This is a genomic window from Streptomyces collinus Tu 365 (assembly GCF_000444875.1).
Taxonomy (GTDB): Bacteria; Actinomycetota; Actinomycetes; order Streptomycetales; family Streptomycetaceae; genus Streptomyces; species Streptomyces collinus_A.
On record NC_021985.1, the window covers coordinates 2271546 to 2286181 of the forward strand.

The 14636-nt window shown below is 72.0% G+C and carries 15 protein-coding genes and 1 pseudogene; 8 read left to right on the forward strand and 8 right to left on the reverse strand.

The genetic code is table 11. From position 1 onward, the window contains the following. Positions 1 to 116: 116 nt before the first annotated feature. From B446_RS09640 to B446_RS09655, 4 genes are read right to left on the reverse strand one after another with little or no spacing between them, the layout of a single operon-like run. The gene (locus B446_RS09640; protein WP_020939234.1) at positions 117 to 1208 is read right to left on the reverse strand and encodes an amidohydrolase family protein; all 1092 of its coding nucleotides are present in this window, start codon (positions 1206 to 1208) and stop codon (positions 117 to 119) included. Positions 1209 to 1226: 18 nt separating this feature from the next. After that, positions 1227 to 2021, reverse strand: a complete 795-nt coding sequence (locus B446_RS09645; protein ID WP_020939235.1) for an amino acid ABC transporter ATP-binding protein — start codon at positions 2019 to 2021, stop codon at positions 1227 to 1229. Then, positions 2018 to 2851 carry an amino acid ABC transporter permease gene (locus B446_RS09650; RefSeq protein WP_020939236.1) on the reverse strand — a complete coding sequence of 278 codons (834 nt, stop codon included), beginning with the start codon at positions 2849 to 2851 and terminating at the stop codon, positions 2018 to 2020. The genes B446_RS09645 and B446_RS09650 overlap by 4 nt, the downstream gene beginning before the upstream one ends. Then, positions 2848 to 3696: a transporter substrate-binding domain-containing protein gene (locus B446_RS09655; protein WP_020939237.1), complete on the reverse strand. Its 849-nt coding sequence runs from the start codon at positions 3694 to 3696 to the stop codon at positions 2848 to 2850. The genes B446_RS09650 and B446_RS09655 overlap by 4 nt, the downstream gene beginning before the upstream one ends. Positions 3697 to 3836: 140 nt before the next feature. Here B446_RS09655 and B446_RS09660 point away from each other — a divergent pair, with 140 nt between their 5' ends. The 5 genes from B446_RS09660 (at position 3837) to thpD (ending at position 8398) form a co-directional block, all read left to right on the forward strand. Further along, positions 3837 to 4937, forward strand: coding sequence for a pyridoxal-phosphate-dependent aminotransferase family protein (locus B446_RS09660; protein WP_020939238.1), 1101 nt, complete (start codon positions 3837 to 3839; stop codon positions 4935 to 4937). Between the two features lie 330 nt (positions 4938 to 5267). Continuing rightward, positions 5268 to 5786 (forward strand): diaminobutyrate acetyltransferase, encoded by a 519-nt coding sequence (gene ectA, locus B446_RS09665; RefSeq protein ID WP_043475191.1) that lies wholly within the window; start codon positions 5268 to 5270, stop codon positions 5784 to 5786. A 13-nt stretch (positions 5787 to 5799) separates the two neighbouring features. Further along, positions 5800 to 7071 carry a diaminobutyrate--2-oxoglutarate transaminase gene (gene ectB, locus B446_RS09670; RefSeq protein ID WP_020939240.1) on the forward strand — a complete coding sequence of 424 codons (1272 nt, stop codon included), beginning with the start codon at positions 5800 to 5802 and terminating at the stop codon, positions 7069 to 7071. A gap of 29 nt (positions 7072 to 7100) precedes the next feature. Then, positions 7101 to 7505, forward strand: a complete 405-nt coding sequence (locus B446_RS09675) for an ectoine synthase (protein WP_020939241.1) — start codon at positions 7101 to 7103, stop codon at positions 7503 to 7505. A gap of 5 nt (positions 7506 to 7510) precedes the next feature. Further along, complete coding sequence (thpD, locus tag B446_RS09680) at positions 7511 to 8398, forward strand: ectoine hydroxylase (RefSeq protein WP_020939242.1); 888 nt, start codon at positions 7511 to 7513, stop codon at positions 8396 to 8398. A gap of 73 nt (positions 8399 to 8471) precedes the next feature. Here the strand turns inward: thpD and B446_RS09685 are convergent, their stop codons facing one another. From B446_RS09685 to B446_RS09700, 4 genes are all read right to left on the reverse strand, one after another. Beyond that, a complete protein-coding gene (locus tag B446_RS09685; protein ID WP_078614668.1) occupies positions 8472 to 9578 on the reverse strand; it encodes an aminotransferase class V-fold PLP-dependent enzyme in 1107 nt (368 codons plus the stop codon). 61 nt (positions 9579 to 9639) lie between these two features. After that, positions 9640 to 10365, reverse strand: coding sequence for a DsbA family oxidoreductase (locus B446_RS09690; protein ID WP_020939244.1), 726 nt, complete (start codon positions 10363 to 10365; stop codon positions 9640 to 9642). Between the two features lie 183 nt (positions 10366 to 10548). After that, positions 10549 to 11157, reverse strand: coding sequence for a DUF1349 domain-containing protein (locus B446_RS09695; protein WP_020939245.1), 609 nt, complete (start codon positions 11155 to 11157; stop codon positions 10549 to 10551). 55 nt (positions 11158 to 11212) lie between these two features. Continuing rightward, positions 11213 to 12742, reverse strand: a complete 1530-nt coding sequence (locus tag B446_RS09700; protein WP_078614669.1) for an aldehyde dehydrogenase (NADP(+)) — start codon at positions 12740 to 12742, stop codon at positions 11213 to 11215. A 139-nt stretch (positions 12743 to 12881) separates the two neighbouring features. Here B446_RS09700 and B446_RS09705 point away from each other — a divergent pair, with 139 nt between their 5' ends. The 3 genes and pseudogenes from B446_RS09705 to B446_RS36045 all read left to right on the forward strand — a co-directional run. Next, positions 12882 to 13655 carry an IclR family transcriptional regulator gene (locus B446_RS09705; protein WP_020939247.1) on the forward strand — a complete coding sequence of 258 codons (774 nt, stop codon included), beginning with the start codon at positions 12882 to 12884 and terminating at the stop codon, positions 13653 to 13655. A gap of 42 nt (positions 13656 to 13697) precedes the next feature. Beyond that, positions 13698 to 14168, forward strand: a complete 471-nt coding sequence (locus B446_RS09710) for a GNAT family N-acetyltransferase (protein WP_020939248.1) — start codon at positions 13698 to 13700, stop codon at positions 14166 to 14168. Between the two features lie 208 nt (positions 14169 to 14376). After that, positions 14377 to 14600, forward strand: a pseudogene (locus B446_RS36045) (response regulator transcription factor); the annotation flags it as partial. Positions 14601 to 14636 lie beyond the last annotated feature (36 nt).

Consider the following 14636-nt stretch of genomic DNA (forward strand, 5'->3'; position numbering starts at 1 on the left):
CCATCCTGCGTTACTTCACTCCATCGTGGAGTTTCAGCACACCTCTTCGAATCCCCGGGCACAGACGTTCTGTTGCCCGCCCATTGCGCCCGCTCCACCCACTTCGCCTACGCCCCCTACTCGACGATGCGCCCGTTCAGCACCACCCGCCGCGGCGCCGCCAGCACGCGCACGTCGGCCCGGGGGTCGGACGCGTACACCACGAGGTCGGCCGGCGCGCCCTCCTCCAGGCCGGGACGGCCCAGCCAGGCGCGGGCGCCCCAGCTCGTGGCGGACAGCGCGGCGACCGGCGAGAGCCCCGCGGTGACCAGTTCGGCGACCTCGGCCGCCACCAGCCCGTGCGCGAGCGAGCCGCCCGCGTCCGTGCCGACGTACACCGGGATGCCGGCGTCGTGGGCGCCGCGCACCGTGTCGTAGCGGCGCTCGTGCAGCCGCCGCATGTGCGCCGACCAGCGCGGGTACTTGCGCTCGCCGCCCGCCGCCAGGTCCGGGAAGGTGGCGATGTTGACCAGCGTCGGGACGATCGCGACCCCGCGCTCGGCGAACAGCGGGACGAGGTCGTCCGTCAGCCCCGTGGCGTGCTCGATGCAGTCGATGCCCGCCTCGACGAGATCGCGCAGCGAGCTCTCGGCGAAGCAGTGCGCGGTGACCCGGGCGCCGAGCCGGTGGGCCTCGGCGATGGCCGCCTCGACGGCCTCGCGCGGCCAGCAGGCCGACAGGTCGCCGAGGTCGCGGTCGATCCAGTCGCCGACCAGCTTGACCCAGCCGTCCCCGCGCCGGGCCTCCTGGGCGACATAAGCGACGAGTTCGTCCGGCTCGATCTCGTGGGCGTAGTTGCGCATGTAGCGGCGGGTGCGGGCGATGTGCCGGCCGGCCCGGATGATCTTCGGGAGGTCGTCGCGCTCGTCGACCCAGCGGGTGTCGGAGGGCGAGCCGGCGTCCCGGATGAGCAGGGTGCCGGTCTCCCGGTCGGTCAGCGCCTGCTTCTCGGCGGTGTCCGCGTCGACCGGGCCCTCGGCGCCCAGCCCGACGTGGCAGTGCGCGTCGACCAGGCCGGGCAGCGCCCAGCCCTCGACCGTCCGCACGTCGCGGGCGGCGGCGGGGCGGTCGTAGGAGATCCGGCCCCCCACCACCCACAGTCCGTCGCGGACGTCCTCGGGCCCCGCCAGGACCCGCCCCTTCACGTGCAGCACCGGCTGTTCGCTCATGCACCGCACCTTAGTGAGCTACGCCCCGGGCTCGCCCACCTGGTCCGAGGTCTCCTCCTCCACCTCGGCCATCGCCGGGTCGAGCAGCCGGGACAGGAAGTGCCGGGTGCGCTCGTGCCGCGGGGCGCCGATCACCTGGTCGGGGCTGCCGTCCTCGACGACGACCCCGCCGTCCATGAAGACGACCCGGTCGGCCACCTCGCGCGCGAAGGTCATCTCGTGGGTCACGACCATCATGGTCATGCCCTCCTCGGCGAGCCCGCGCATCACCGCGAGCACGTCCCCGACGAGCTCCGGGTCGAGCGCGGAGGTCGGCTCGTCGAAGAGCATCACGTCCGGGCCCATGGCGAGCGCGCGGGCGATGGCCACCCGCTGCTGCTGGCCGCCCGACAGGGAGGCCGGGTAGGCGGCCGCCTTCTCCGCCAGGCCGACCCGGGCCAGGTTCTCGGCGGCGACCCGGGCGGCCTCCGCCCTGCCCCGGCCGAGCACCCTGCGCTGCGGCAGGGTGAGGTTCTCCGTCACCGTCAGGTGCGGGAAAAGGTTGAACTGCTGGAAGACCATGCCGATGCGCCGCCGCGCGGCGTCGATGTCGACGTCCGGGTCGGTGATCTCGGTGCCGCCGACGAAGACCTGGCCCTCGCTGGGCTCCTCCAGCAGGTTCACGCAGCGCAGCAGCGTCGACTTGCCGGAGCCGGAGGGGCCGATGACGCAGACCACCTCGCCCTGGTCGATCTCCAGGTCGATGCCGCGCAGGACGTGGTTGTCGCCGAAGGACTTGTGCAGGCCCTGGACGCGGATCTCGGGGCGGCTCACTTGATCTCCTCCTGGGCCCTGGCCTCCAGGCGGCGGGCGACGAAGCCGAGCGGGATGGTGACCAGCAGGTAGCACAGGCCGGCGACCAGGATCGGCGTGGAGTTGGCGGTGGTGCTCGCCAGGTCCCGGCCGAACTTGGACAGTTCCCGCTCCTCCAGGGTCACGCCGAGCAGCAGCACCAGCGAGGAGTCCTTGAAGAGCATGATCAGCTCGTTGGTGAGCGGCGGGAGGATGATCCGGAACGCCTGCGGGATGATGATGGAGACCATGGCCCGGGCGGGCGAGAAGCCCAGCGACCGGGCGGCCTCCGTCTGTCCCCTGGGCACCGCCTGGATGCCGGCGCGGAAGGTCTCCGCCATGTAGGCGGCGCCGATGAGGCCGAGACCGAGGGCGCCCTTGCCGTAGGTGCCGCCCGGGATCTCCGCGCCGGGGAAGGCCAGCGGCACGGCCACCGCGATGAAGACGAAGATCAGCAGGGCGGGCAGACCGCGGAAGACCTCGATGTAGACGCCGGCCACCCAGCGGTACGGCCCGACCGAGGACAGCCGCATCAGCGCGATGACCAGGCCGAGCAGCAGCCCGAGGAGGAAGCCGGACACCGTGTACAGGACGGTGTTCTTCAGCGCCAGCGTGAGCACGTCCGGCCACATCTGCCGGGCGATGCTTCCCTGCGCGAACTGGTTCTGCAGCCGGCCCCAGTCCGCCGAGACCGCCGCGGCGATCACGGCGGCGACGAACACGACGTACTGGATGCCGCGGGACAGCCGGCGCTTCTGGCGCCGGGTCAGTCCCTTCTTCTTCGGCCGGGGCCGTACGTCCGTGTCGGTCATGAGCCGGCGGGAGAGGCCACGGAGGCGTCGTACGGACCGATCCACTGCTCGTAGATCTTCTTGTAGGTGCCGTCGGCCTTGGCGTCCTTGAGAGCCTTGTCGATCGCCTCGCGCAGCGCCGTGTTGCCCTTCTTGACGGTGAAGCCGTACTGCTCACCGGTCTTGAGGTTGTCGACGACCTTGAACTTGTCGGCGTTGGCCTTGTCCTTCAGCCAGCCCTGGACGACCGGGTAGTCGATGACGACGGCCTGGACCTGTCCGGTGCGCAGTCCGTTGAGGACGGCGTCGGAGGACTCGAAGGAGACCGGGTCGAAGCCCTTGCTCTTGGCGTAGTCCTCGCCGGTGGTCTGCGCCTGCGCGCCGAGCTTCTTGCCCTTGGCCTTGACGTCGGCGAGCGAGTTGACCCCGCTGCTCTTGTCGACCAGGACGGCCTGGGTGGCCTCGAAGTACGGGTCGGAGAAGTCGACGTTCTTCTTGCGCTCGGGCGTGATCGTCATGCCGGCGGCGGCCAGGTCGCACTGCCCGGAGTTCAGGAAGGCGCCGGTCTTGAAGTTCTCGAAGGGCGTGTCGACGATCTGCTGCTTGACGCCCAGGTTCTTGGCGACGAGGTCGATGAGGGCGACGTCGAAGCCCTGCACCTTGCCGCCCACCTCCGACTGGAACGGCGGGTACGGCAGGTGGGTGCAGGTGGTGAGCTGACCGGCCTTGACGAGGTGGACCCCCTTGACGGTGGCACCGCCGCTCCCTCCGCCGTTCGAGGAGCAGCCGGCGGCCACGAGCACGAGTCCGGCGGTCGCGGTGGTGGCGGCCAGGAGGCGGGTCCGGCGCCCGGTGAGCGTTTTCATGGGGGGAGGTCTCCAGTGGGGGAAGAGTGGGTTCCGATTATAAGGAAGAGTTTGGGTCTCTCAAATCAAACCGATGGCTGTGGGGCCGTCCGACCTAAGATCGAGGGAGTCGACTCCCCGAGCACGAAGAGAGCACCGTCGTGACCCACCCCCTCCTCGACCTGCCCCCGCTGACCGCCGGACGGTTCGCCGCCATCGAGGACCGGGTGGCCCGGCTGCTGGCGACCCGGCAGGACGTGCTGATCACCCAGGGCGAGGCCCTGCTGCCGCTGGAGGGCGCGATCCGCGCGGCGGCCGGCCCCGGCACCGTCGCGCTGAACGTGATCACCGGCCCGTACGGGCAGACCTTCGGCGACTGGCTCCGGGACTCCGGCGCGACGGTCCACGACCTGGCGGTGCCCTTCCACACGGCGGTGACCGCCGCCCAGGTCCGGGAGGCGTTCGCCGAGCACCCGGAGATCGACTTCGTGTCCCTGGTGCACGCCGAGGCCGCGACCGGCAACACCAACCCGGTCGCGGAGATCGGCGCGGCGGTGCGCGAGCAGGGCGCGCTGTTCTACCTGGACGCGGTCGCCTCCGTGGGCGCCGAGCCCGTGCTGCCGGACGCGTGGGGGGTGGACCTGTGCGTGATCGGGGCCCAGAAGGCGATGGGCGGCCCGGCGGGCGTGTCGGCGATCTCGGTGAGCGAGCGGGCGTGGGCGCTCATGGCGGCCAACCCGCACGCCCCGCGCCGCTCCTACCTGTCCCTGCTCGACTGGAAGGAGCGGTGGATCGACGGCGGCCGCAAGGCGCTGCCGCACGCCCCCGCACAGCTGGAGATGCTGGCGCTCGACGCCTGCCTGGAGCGGATCGAGTCGGCGGGCGCCCAGGCGGTGATGGCGCGGCACGCCTCGGCCGCCGCGGCGACCCGGGCGGGCGTGACGGCACTGGGCGGGGGGCTGACGCCTTATGTGCACGAGGCGCGGGACGCGGCGCCGGTGGCCACGACCCTGCGGGCGCCCGCCGGGCACTCGGCCCGGGAGCTGGTCGCCCGGGCCCTGGCGAGCGACCCGGCACTGCCGCTGGCCGCCGGCGGCGGCGCCCTGGCCGAGGAGATGATCCGGGTGAACCACTACGGCCCCGACGCGACCCCGGCCGCGGTGCACGGCTCGCTGGCCGCCCTCGGCGCGGCCCTCGCCGAGCGGGGCGTCGACGCGGACCTCGCGGCGGCCCGCGTCGCCGTGGACGGCGCCTGGCGGTAGCCGCGGGTCCCCCGGGGACGTCACACGGAGCGGCCCGCGCCTTTCGCGCGGGCCGTTCTCGTTTCCGGACTCAGAATTCAAATTGGCTTCACAATTTCTGCGAATTCATCCGTCGATAGCTTCCCGTCTTCTTCTGCCCGCTTTTTGCGGAGCTAAACAATGAGGTTGCACAAGGCCCACTCGGGGCTTTTCGGGCTGTGACACACTCCACAGACGGCGAGTTCTGTCCTGATTTGCACCGTGACAATCAGGACATAGCGTCCAGTCGGCCACGTGAGGCACTCCAGCCACCCGTGCATTTTTCAATTTGCCTCGCTAAATTCGTGCCGCATGACTGCCGCACCAGCAGACCTTCTCATCGACCGACCCGCCATGGCCGACGGAGCCGCGCTCTGGCGTATAGCCAAGGATTCCGAAACCCTCGACCTGAACTCTTCGTACGCTTATCTGCTGTGGTGCCGGGACTACGCCGGCACCTCGGCCGTGGCGCGCGGCGCCGACGGCGAGCCCGTCGGTTTCGTCACCGGCTACGTGCGGCCCGACGACCCCACCACGCTGCTCGTCTGGCAGGTCGCCGTCGACGCCGCCCACCAGGGCCACGGCATCGCCGCCGCGCTGCTGGACGGGCTGGCCGCCCGGCTGACCGCCGACCGCGGCATCACCCGTCTCGAGACCACCATCAGTCCCGGGAACACCGCCTCCGAGCGCCTGTTCACGTCGTTCGCCGCCCGCCACGGCGCCGACCTGAGCCGTGAGGTGCTGTTCCCCGCAGGGCTCTTCCCGGACGGCCCGCACGATCCGGAAATCCTGTACCGCATCGGCCCGCTGACCCCCGCCACCGCGCACTGAGGAGCGATCCCACGTGACCATCACCCAGCCCGACCTGAGCGTCTTCGAGACCCTGGAGTCCGAGGTCCGCAGCTACTGCCGCGGCTGGCCCACCGTGTTCGACCGCGCGCAGGGCAGCCGGATGTACGACGAGGACGGCCATGCCTACCTCGACTTCTTCGCCGGGGCCGGCTCACTCAACTACGGCCACAACAACCCGGTGCTCAAACGGGCGCTGATCGACTACCTGCTGCGGGACGGCGTCACGCACGGCCTGGACATGTCGACCACGGCCAAACGGTCGTTCCTGCAGACCTTCCAGGACCTGGTGCTGCGCCCGCGCGACCTGCCCTACAAGGTCATGTTCCCGGGCCCCACCGGCACCAACGCGGTGGAGTCCGCGCTGAAGCTCGCCCGGAAGGTGAAGGGCCGGGAGGCGATCGTCTCCTTCACCAACGCCTTCCACGGCATGTCGCTCGGCTCCCTCGCGGTCACCGGCAACGCCTTCAAGCGGGCCGGCGCCGGCATCCCGCTGGTCCACGGCACGCCCATGCCGTTCGACAACTACTTCGACGGCCAGGTCCCGGACTTCCTGTGGTTCGAGCGGCTGCTGGAGGACCAGGGCTCCGGGCTCAACAAGCCGGCCGCCGTGATCGTGGAGACCGTGCAGGGCGAGGGCGGCATCAACGTCGCGCGCCCCGAGTGGCTGCGCGCGCTCGCCGACCTGTGCGAGCGGCAGGACATGCTGCTGATCGTCGACGACATCCAGATGGGCTGCGGCCGCACCGGCGCCTTCTTCTCCTTCGAGGAGGCCGGCGTCACGCCCGACATCGTCACCGTCTCCAAGTCCATCAGCGGCTACGGGCTGCCGATGTCGCTGTGCCTGTTCAAGCCCGAGCTCGACGTCTGGGAGCCGGGCGAGCACAACGGCACCTTCCGCGGCAACAACCCCGCCTTCGTCACCGCGACCGCGGCCCTGGAGACCTACTGGACCGACGGCTCCGCGATGGAGAAGCAGACCCGCACCCGGGGCGAGCAGGTCGAGCAGTCCCTGATCGCCATCACCGAGGAGAACCTGGCCGACGTGCGCGAGTACCGCGGCCGCGGTCTGGTGTGGGGTCTGGAGTTCCACGAGAAGGAGCGGGCCTCGCGGGTCGCCAAGCGCGCCTTCGAGCTCGGGCTGCTCATCGAGACCTCAGGTCCTGAGAGCGAGGTCGTCAAACTGCTCCCCGCTCTCACCATCACCGCCGACGAGCTGGACGAGGGTCTGAGCATCCTCGCCCGCGCCGTCCGCGAGACCGTCTGACACCACCACCGAGGAGGAAGCACAGCACCGTGATCGTCCGATCGTTCAAGGACATCGAAGGCACCGACCGGCACATCAAGTCGAAGTCCGGCACCTGGGAGAGCAAGCGGATCGTCCTCGCCAAGGAGCGGGTCGGCTTCTCCGTGCACGAGACCATCCTGTACGCCGGCACCACGACCGACATGTGGTACGCCAACCACATCGAGGCCGTCGTCTGCACCCGGGGCGAGGCCGAGCTGACCGACCGCGAGACCGGTCAGAGCTACACCATCACGCCCGGCACCATGTACCTCCTCAACGGGCACGAGCGGCACACGCTGCGGGTCAAGGAGGACTTCCACTGCATCTGCGTGTTCAACCCGCCCGTGACCGGACGGGAGGACCACGACGAGAACGGCGTCTACCCGCTGCTCACCGAGCCCGAGGAGGTGTGACACCCATGACCACCGTCACCGATCTCTACCCCAGCCGCGGCGCCGGCGAGGTGGCCGTCCCGCGCCAGGACCCGGTCGTCTGGGGCTCCCCGGACACGCCCGGCCCGATCGCCACGGCCGACCTGCAGACGTACGAGCGTGACGGCTTCCTGGCGATCGACCAGCTGATCACCCCCGGCGAGGTCGAGGTCTACCGGCGGGAGCTGGAGCGGCTGGTCGCCGACCCGGCGATCCGGGCCGACGAGCGCTCGATCGTCGAGCCGGCGTCGCAGGAGATCCGCTCGGTCTTCGAAGTGCACCGGATCAGCGAGGTGTTCGCGAAGCTGGTGCGTGACGAGCGGGTGGTCGGCCGCGCCCGGCAGATCCTCGGCTCGGACGTCTACGTCCACCAGTCCCGGATCAACGTCAAGCCGGGCTTCGGCGCCAGCGGCTTCTACTGGCACTCGGACTTCGAGACCTGGCACGCCGAGGACGGCCTGCCGAACATGCGCACGGTGTCCGTCTCGATCGCCCTGACCGAGAACTACGACACCAACGGCGGCCTGATGATCATGCCGGGCTCGCACCGCACGTTCCTCGGCTGCGCCGGCGAGACGCCTACGGACAACTACAAGAAGTCGCTGCAGATGCAGGACGCGGGCACGCCGTCCGACGAGGCGCTGACGAAGATGGCCGGCGAGTACGGCATCCGCCTCTTCACGGGCAAGGCCGGTTCGGCGACCTGGTTCGACTGCAACTGCATGCACGGCTCCGGCGACAACATCACGCCGTTCCCGCGCAGCAACGTGTTCATCGTGTTCAACAGCGTGGACAACGCGGCCGTGGAGCCGTTCGCCGCGCCGGTGCGGCGGCCGGAGTTCATCGGGGCGAGGGACTTCACCCCCGTGCGGTGACCTCCGGCACGACCGGGCCGGGGCCTCCTCGTGTGGGACGGGAGGCCCCGGCCCGGTCGTGTCAGCGGAACTGTCAGCGGGACAGTGCCGCCAGCAGGCGGTCCACGTCGGCGGGCGTGTTGTACAGGTGGAAGGCCGCGCGCAGCAGGCCCGCGCGGTCGGAGAGCTCGATGCCCGCCCTGCTCAGGTCCGGCTGGCGGGAGCCGAGTCCCGGCACCGAGACGATCGCCGAGCCGGGTGCGGGCACCGGCTCGTGCCCGAGGTCCGCGAGCCCGGCCCGGAACCGGTCGGCCAGGGCCACGGCGTGCGCGTGGACGGCGGACACCCCCAGCTCCTCGATCAGTTCGAGGGAGCGGCGCAGCCCGGCGTAGCTGAACAGGGCGTGGGTGAGGTCGAACCGCCGTGCGGAGCGGGCGAGTTCGGTGACCGGGCCGTAGCAGCTGTCCCACGGTGCCTCGCCCGCGACCCAACCGGCGAGCACCGGGGTCAGCCCGCCGAAGTCCTCGGGCACCGTGAGGAAGGCCGCCCCGTGCGGACCGAGCAGCCACTTGAAGGAGACGGTGGCGGTGAAGTCGTCCGCGCCGGCGTCCATGGGCAGCCAGCCGGCGGCCTGGGAGTGGTCGACGTAGGTGCGGGCGCCGTGCTCCCGGGCGGCCTCGCGCAGCGCGGCCAGGTCGGCGACGCGTCCGTCGGCGGACTGGGCGGCGCTGACCGCGACCAGGGCGGTGCCCGGACGGACGGACTCGGCGAGGCGCTCCAGCGGGACCGCGCGCACCTTCAGGTCGCCGCGGACGTGGAACGGGTTCAGCACGGAGGTGAAGTCGGCCTCGGCGGTCAGCACTTCGGCGCCCGCCGGCAGCGAGGCGGCGATCACCCCGGTGTGCGCGGCGACCGAGGCGCCCGCCGCGACGCGGTCGGCCGGGACCCCGGCGAGCCGGGCGTACGCGGCCCGGCAGGCCTCCACGTCCTCGAACAGCGGGGTCAACGGCCGGCCCGCGGCCCGCAGCAGCGCCGCCTCGTGCAGGGCGGCGACGGTGCGGGCCGGCAGCAGGCCGTTGCTCGCGGTGTTGAGATAGGTGCCGGCGGGGGCGAACTCGGCGCGGACGAGGCTCTCGAACGTGACCGTGGTCTCCGTGGTCTCCATGGGACCACTGTGCGGCTCAGCGAACCGGCCGTCCATTGCGCATTTTTACGCGGAACGTCTCAGGAACCCTTATACATCCGCGCCGACCTGCGGTTTCTCAGTGCTGGGGCACCGCGCACCCGTCCGGGCCGCAGGCCGTGCCGTCCTCGGCACCGCTCTGCTGGACGAGCTTCACCGGGGAGCGGTCGCCCCACGCCTGGGTCAGCGCCCGGGTGAAGACCTCGGCCGGCTGTGCGCCGGAGACGCCGTAGGCGCGGTCGAGGACGAAGAAGGGGACGCCGTTGGCGCCGAGCTCAGCGGCCTCGCGCTCGTCGGCGCGGACCTCGTCGGCGTAGGCGTCGGGGTCGGCGAGGACCGCGCGGACGGCGTCGGCGTCCAGGCCGGCCTCGACGGCCAGCTCCACCAGGCGCTCGTCGCCCTCGGTGAAGACGGACCGCTCCTCGGCGAAGTTGGCCCGGTAGAAGCCCTGGACGAGCTGGTCCTGCCTGCCGTGCTCCTTGGCGAGGTGCAGCAGCCGGTGCATGTCGAAGGTGTTGCCGTGGTCGCGGCCCCGGGTGCGGTAGTCCAGCCCCTCGGCGGCCGCCTGGGCCCCGAGGTTGTCCTCGCCGGCCTGGGCCTGCGCCTCGCTCATGCCGTACTTGCGGGTGAGCATGGTGATGACCGGCTGCACGTCGCCCTTGGCACGGCCGGGGTCCAGCTCGAAGGAGCGGTGCACCACCTCGACCTGGTCGCGGTGCGGGAAGGCGGCGAGCGCCTTGTCGAAACGGGCCTTACCGACATAGCACCAGGGACAGGCGATGTCCGTCCAGATCTCGACGCGCATGCTCTCGGCTCTTCTCCAGGTCGTACCGGGCCAGGACCCTCCTCGCCCAGTACGTGAACGTTCAAACAGCCGGGTTCATTCCCCTCGAAGTCGGCCCGGGGGACGCCGTCCGGGATCACCGATCATGGGACCGAGGGCGCGGGGGCGCCCGGTCCGGTTCCGCTGGGGCCCGGCCCGGCCGTCTCAGCTCCCGTCCCTGAGGTCGCTCGGCCAGGCGGGCCGGAACTCGATGTGGTCCCAGGTGACCACGCAGCCCTCGCCCAGCGGCGACTGGGCCATGAAGCCGACGAGGGCCGCTCCGGTCTCCTTCTCCCCGCCCAGGGTGAACAGCCGGACGAAGGTCCAGCGTGCGCCGTCCCGTGAGGCGTGGAAGGCGAAGGCCCGTCCGGTGCGGCTGACCCGCAGCCACACCGAACTACCCTGCACGGTGAAGGAGTTGGCGTCGTCGGAGTGTCCCCGGGTGACCACCGTGCAGACGGTGGGCACGTCCGGGGAGTACTCCAGGCAGAGCTTGGCCCAGGCCCGTTCGCCGACGTGGACGTAGAGCACGCCGGCGTCGAAGGACGCGTTGAACCCGACGGTGACGCGCGCGATGAGCTGGAAGTCGCCCTCGGGCGCCCCGAGCAGCCGGGGCGCGTCGGAGGCGGGATCCAGAGCCTCACCGGTGGGCGTGACGAACCGGTCCTGCCGGGGGCCGGCCCATCCGGTCAGCACGCCGTCCTCGTGGGACCAGTGGCCGTCGGGACCGTAGGTCCGCAGCGGGAAGGGGAGTTCGGGAAGCTCTGTGTCCATCGGCGGATTCTCCCAGAGGGGCCGAGGCCGTCCAGGGCCACTGCCGCGAGATGCTCTAGCGCTCCAGGACCTTGTTGAAGCGCCGCGGGAGCCCGAGCGGGTTGTCGTCGCGCAGTTCCTTCGGCAGCAGTGCCTCGGGCGCGTTCTGGTAGACGACCGGCCTGAGCCACCGTTCGATGGCGGTACCGCCCACGGAGGTGGACGTGGAGGTCGTGGCGGGGTACGGGCCGCCGTGGTGCTGCGCGGGTGCCACGGCCACTCCGGTCGGCCACCCGTTCACCAGCACCCGCCCTGCCAGCGGGGTCAGTTCGGCGAGGATCTCGGCGCCGCGGCCCCCGCCGGCGGCCTCCTCGCCGGAGAGGTGGACCGTCGCCGTCAGGTTGCCCGGCAGCCGCGACAGGACCGCCGTCGCCTCGCCCTCGTCCTCGTACCGCGCCACCACGGTGACCGGCCCGAAGCACTCCTCGAGCAGCAGGTCGTGGGCACCCTCCCCGGCCAGCCGGCTCGCCGGCACGGTGAGGAACCCGGCGCTGACCGTGTGCTCGCCGCCCGCGCCCGGCGTGACCGGCGCCTCCACCCCGGGCAGCCCGGCCCGCTCGGCGACGCCCGCGACGAAGTTGTCCCGCATGCGGTGGTCGAGCAGGACGCCCGCGCCGGTGCCGCCGACGGCGTCCGCGAGCGCCTTGACGAGTCCGTCGCCCGCGGCGCCGGACGGCACCAGCACCAGGCCCGGCTTGACGCAGAACTGGCCGACGCCCAGGGTCATGGACCCGGCGAGCCCGGACCCGATCGCCTCCGCGCGCTCGGCGGCCGCCGCCTCGGTGACCACGACCGGGTTCAGCGAGCCCAGCTCGCCGTGGAACGGGATCGGCACCGGCCGCGCCGCGGCCGCGTCGAACAGGGCGCGTCCGCCGCGCACCGAGCCGGTGAAGCCGGCGGCGGCCACCAGCGGGTGCCGGATCAGTTCGACGCCCGCCCCGAAGCCGTGCACCAGGCCGACGACGCCCTCGGGGACGCCGTGCTCGGCGGCGGCCCGGCGCAGCACCACGGCGACCAGCTCGGACAGGGCCGGGTGGTCGGGGTGGGCCTTGACGACGACCGGGCAGCCCGCGGCCAGCGCGCTCGCGGTGTCCCCGCCGGCCACCGAGAAGGCGAAGGGGAAGTTGGAGGCGGAGTAGACGGCCACCACACCGAGCGGCACCTTGTAGCGGCGCAGGTCGGGGACGGGCGGGGTGGCGGTGTCGTCGGGGTGGTCGATGATGACGTCCAGGAAGGCGCCCTCGTCGACCATGTCCGCGAAGGCCCGCAACTGGTAGGTGGTCCGGGCGAGTTCGCCGGTCAGCCGGACCGGTCCGAGGGCGGTCTCGGCGTCGGCGGTCTCCACCAGGCCGTCCTTGGCCGCGTCCAGGCCGGCGGCGGCCGAGCGGAGCAAGGCGGAGCGGACGGCGCGGTCGGCGAGGGCCCCGCGCGCGGCGTGCGCCGCCCGGACGGCCGCGTCCACCTCCTGGGCCGTGGCCTCCACCGCAACCTGCTCGCGCTGCTTCCCGGTGCGCGGGTCGACACTCCAGACTGGTGCTGCTGCCACCGCGGGTCCCTCCAAGTAAGGCCGCATTCCCTGGGTCAACATCAGCCGCGTTCGATATACTGAACACTGTCTCTGATGATGAATTCGCTGCTCGGAGACTATATATCTAGGTCCTCGTCGAACGAAGGGGTCAGGGGCGATGTCGGCAGCCGAGACAGGCGGCGGGGCGCAGGTCAAGTCCGCGGTACGGACCGTTGAATTGCTCGAGTACTTCGCCGGCAAGCCCGGCATGCACTCGCTCGCGGCCGTCCAGGAGGCCGTGGGCTACCCGAAGTCCAGCCTCTACATGCTCCTGCGCACGCTCGTGGAGCTGGGCTGGGTGGAGACGGACGCCACGGGGACGCGGTACGGCATCGGCGTGCGGGCGCTGCTGGTGGGCACGTCGTACATCGACGGCGACGAGGTGGTCGCGGCGGCCCGGCCGACGCTCGACCGGCTCTCCGACGACACCACGGAGACCATCCACCTCGCGCGCCTCGACGGCACGAACGTGGTCTACCTGGCCACCCGCCAGTCGCAGCACTACCTGCGGCCCTTCACCCGGGTCGGGCGGCGGCTGCCCGCCCACTCCACCTCGCTGGGCAAGGCGCTGCTCGCCACGCACACCGACGAGCAGGTCCGCAAGCTGCTGCCGGAGACGCTCCCCGCCCTCACCGAGCACACGATCACCGACCGCGAGAAGCTGATCGAGGAGCTGCACCAGGTCCGCGAGCAGGGCTTCGCCGTCGACCGCGAGGAGAACACGCTGGGGCTGCGCTGCTTCGGGGTGGCGATCCCGTACCGCACCCCGGCCCGTGACGCCATCAGCTGCTCGGTCCCGGTGGCCCGGCTGACGCCCGCGCACGAACAGATGATCAAGGACGCGCTGTTCGACGCCCGGGACCGGCTGACCCTCGCGACACGGCGGCTCTAGGCGGCCCGGTCCGGGCCCGGACCGGCGCGTAGGCTCTCCCCCATGGAGATCGCGCTGCGTGCCGTCGAGGACAGTGATCTGCCGGTCTTCTTCCGGCAGATGAGCGACCCGGAGGCCCTGCGGATGGCCGCCTTCGGCCCGCAGGACCCCGCCGACCGCGGCGCCTTCGACGTCCGCTGGAAGCGCGTCAGGGACAGTTCCTTCCTGCTGCGCACGGTCCTCGCCGACGGCGTCGTGGTCGGCAGCGCGGGCGTCTACGGAGAGCCCGGCGAGCGCGAGGTGACGTACTGGATCGACCGGGCCTACTGGGGGCGCGGGGTGGCGACGGCGGCGCTGCGGGCCCTGCTCGTGGAGGTGCCCGAACGCCCGCTGTACGCCCGGGCCGCCGCCGACAACGCGGGCTCGCTGCGGGTGCTGGAGAAGTGCGGCTTCCAGGAGAGCGCGCGGGCCCGCGGGTACGCCAACGGGCGCGGCGCAGAGATCGACGAAGTGGTCCTGAGGCTGGAGGGCTGAAGGCCCCTCTCCCCCGCGCGGCGGAGACGGACCGTCCCGGGGCGGCCCGCCCGCGCCGGGCGCGCCCGTCACCTCCGGGTACCTCGCCGATCGGCCGCCGCCGGCGGCGGCCCTCGCCTACGCTGGGCGGATGACCGCCGGCCCGCTCGTCGCGCCCGCCGCCGCGCGCCACCCGGCGGACCGGCCCGCCGACGCACCGCGATGAGCGCGGGCGGTGCCGCCGGCCTGGGTCGGAAGGCTCACCGGGCGGGAGCGCGAGGTGCTCGGCACCTGGCCGGCGGCCTGACGAACGCCGAGACGGCCCGGCGCATGGAGGTCGGTGCCGCCACCGTGAAGTCGCACGTGGCGGCGGTGCCGGCGAAGACCGGCACCCGGGACCGGACCCAGGCGGTGATCGCCGCGTACGAGGCGGGCTTCCTGAACGTGCGATGAGAAAGGGCGCGCGCGGGAACGATCACCCCCCTTTCA

Bases quoted from the DNA above. Each gene is read 5' to 3' on its own strand.
- B446_RS09705 (WP_020939247.1), top strand. From the start codon at position 12,882: ATGTCGGCAGCCGAGACAGGCGGCGGGGCGCAGGTCAAGTCCGCGGTA.
- B446_RS09640 (WP_020939234.1), bottom strand. From the start codon at position 1,208: ATGAGCGAACAGCCGGTGCTGCACGTGAAGGGGCGGGTCCTGGCGGGG.
- B446_RS09685 (WP_078614668.1), bottom strand. From the start codon at position 9,578: ATGGACGGCCGGTTCGCTGAGCCGCACAGTGGTCCCATGGAGACCACG.
- B446_RS09695 (WP_020939245.1), bottom strand. From the start codon at position 11,157: ATGGACACAGAGCTTCCCGAACTCCCCTTCCCGCTGCGGACCTACGGT.
- B446_RS09650 (WP_020939236.1), bottom strand. From the start codon at position 2,851: ATGACCGACACGGACGTACGGCCCCGGCCGAAGAAGAAGGGACTGACC.
- B446_RS09690 (WP_020939244.1), bottom strand. From the start codon at position 10,365: ATGCGCGTCGAGATCTGGACGGACATCGCCTGTCCCTGGTGCTATGTC.
- thpD (WP_020939242.1), top strand. From the start codon at position 7,511: ATGACCACCGTCACCGATCTCTACCCCAGCCGCGGCGCCGGCGAGGTG.
- B446_RS09710 (WP_020939248.1), top strand. From the start codon at position 13,698: ATGGAGATCGCGCTGCGTGCCGTCGAGGACAGTGATCTGCCGGTCTTC.
- B446_RS09655 (WP_020939237.1), bottom strand. From the start codon at position 3,696: ATGAAAACGCTCACCGGGCGCCGGACCCGCCTCCTGGCCGCCACCACC.
- ectA (WP_043475191.1), top strand. From the start codon at position 5,268: ATGACTGCCGCACCAGCAGACCTTCTCATCGACCGACCCGCCATGGCC.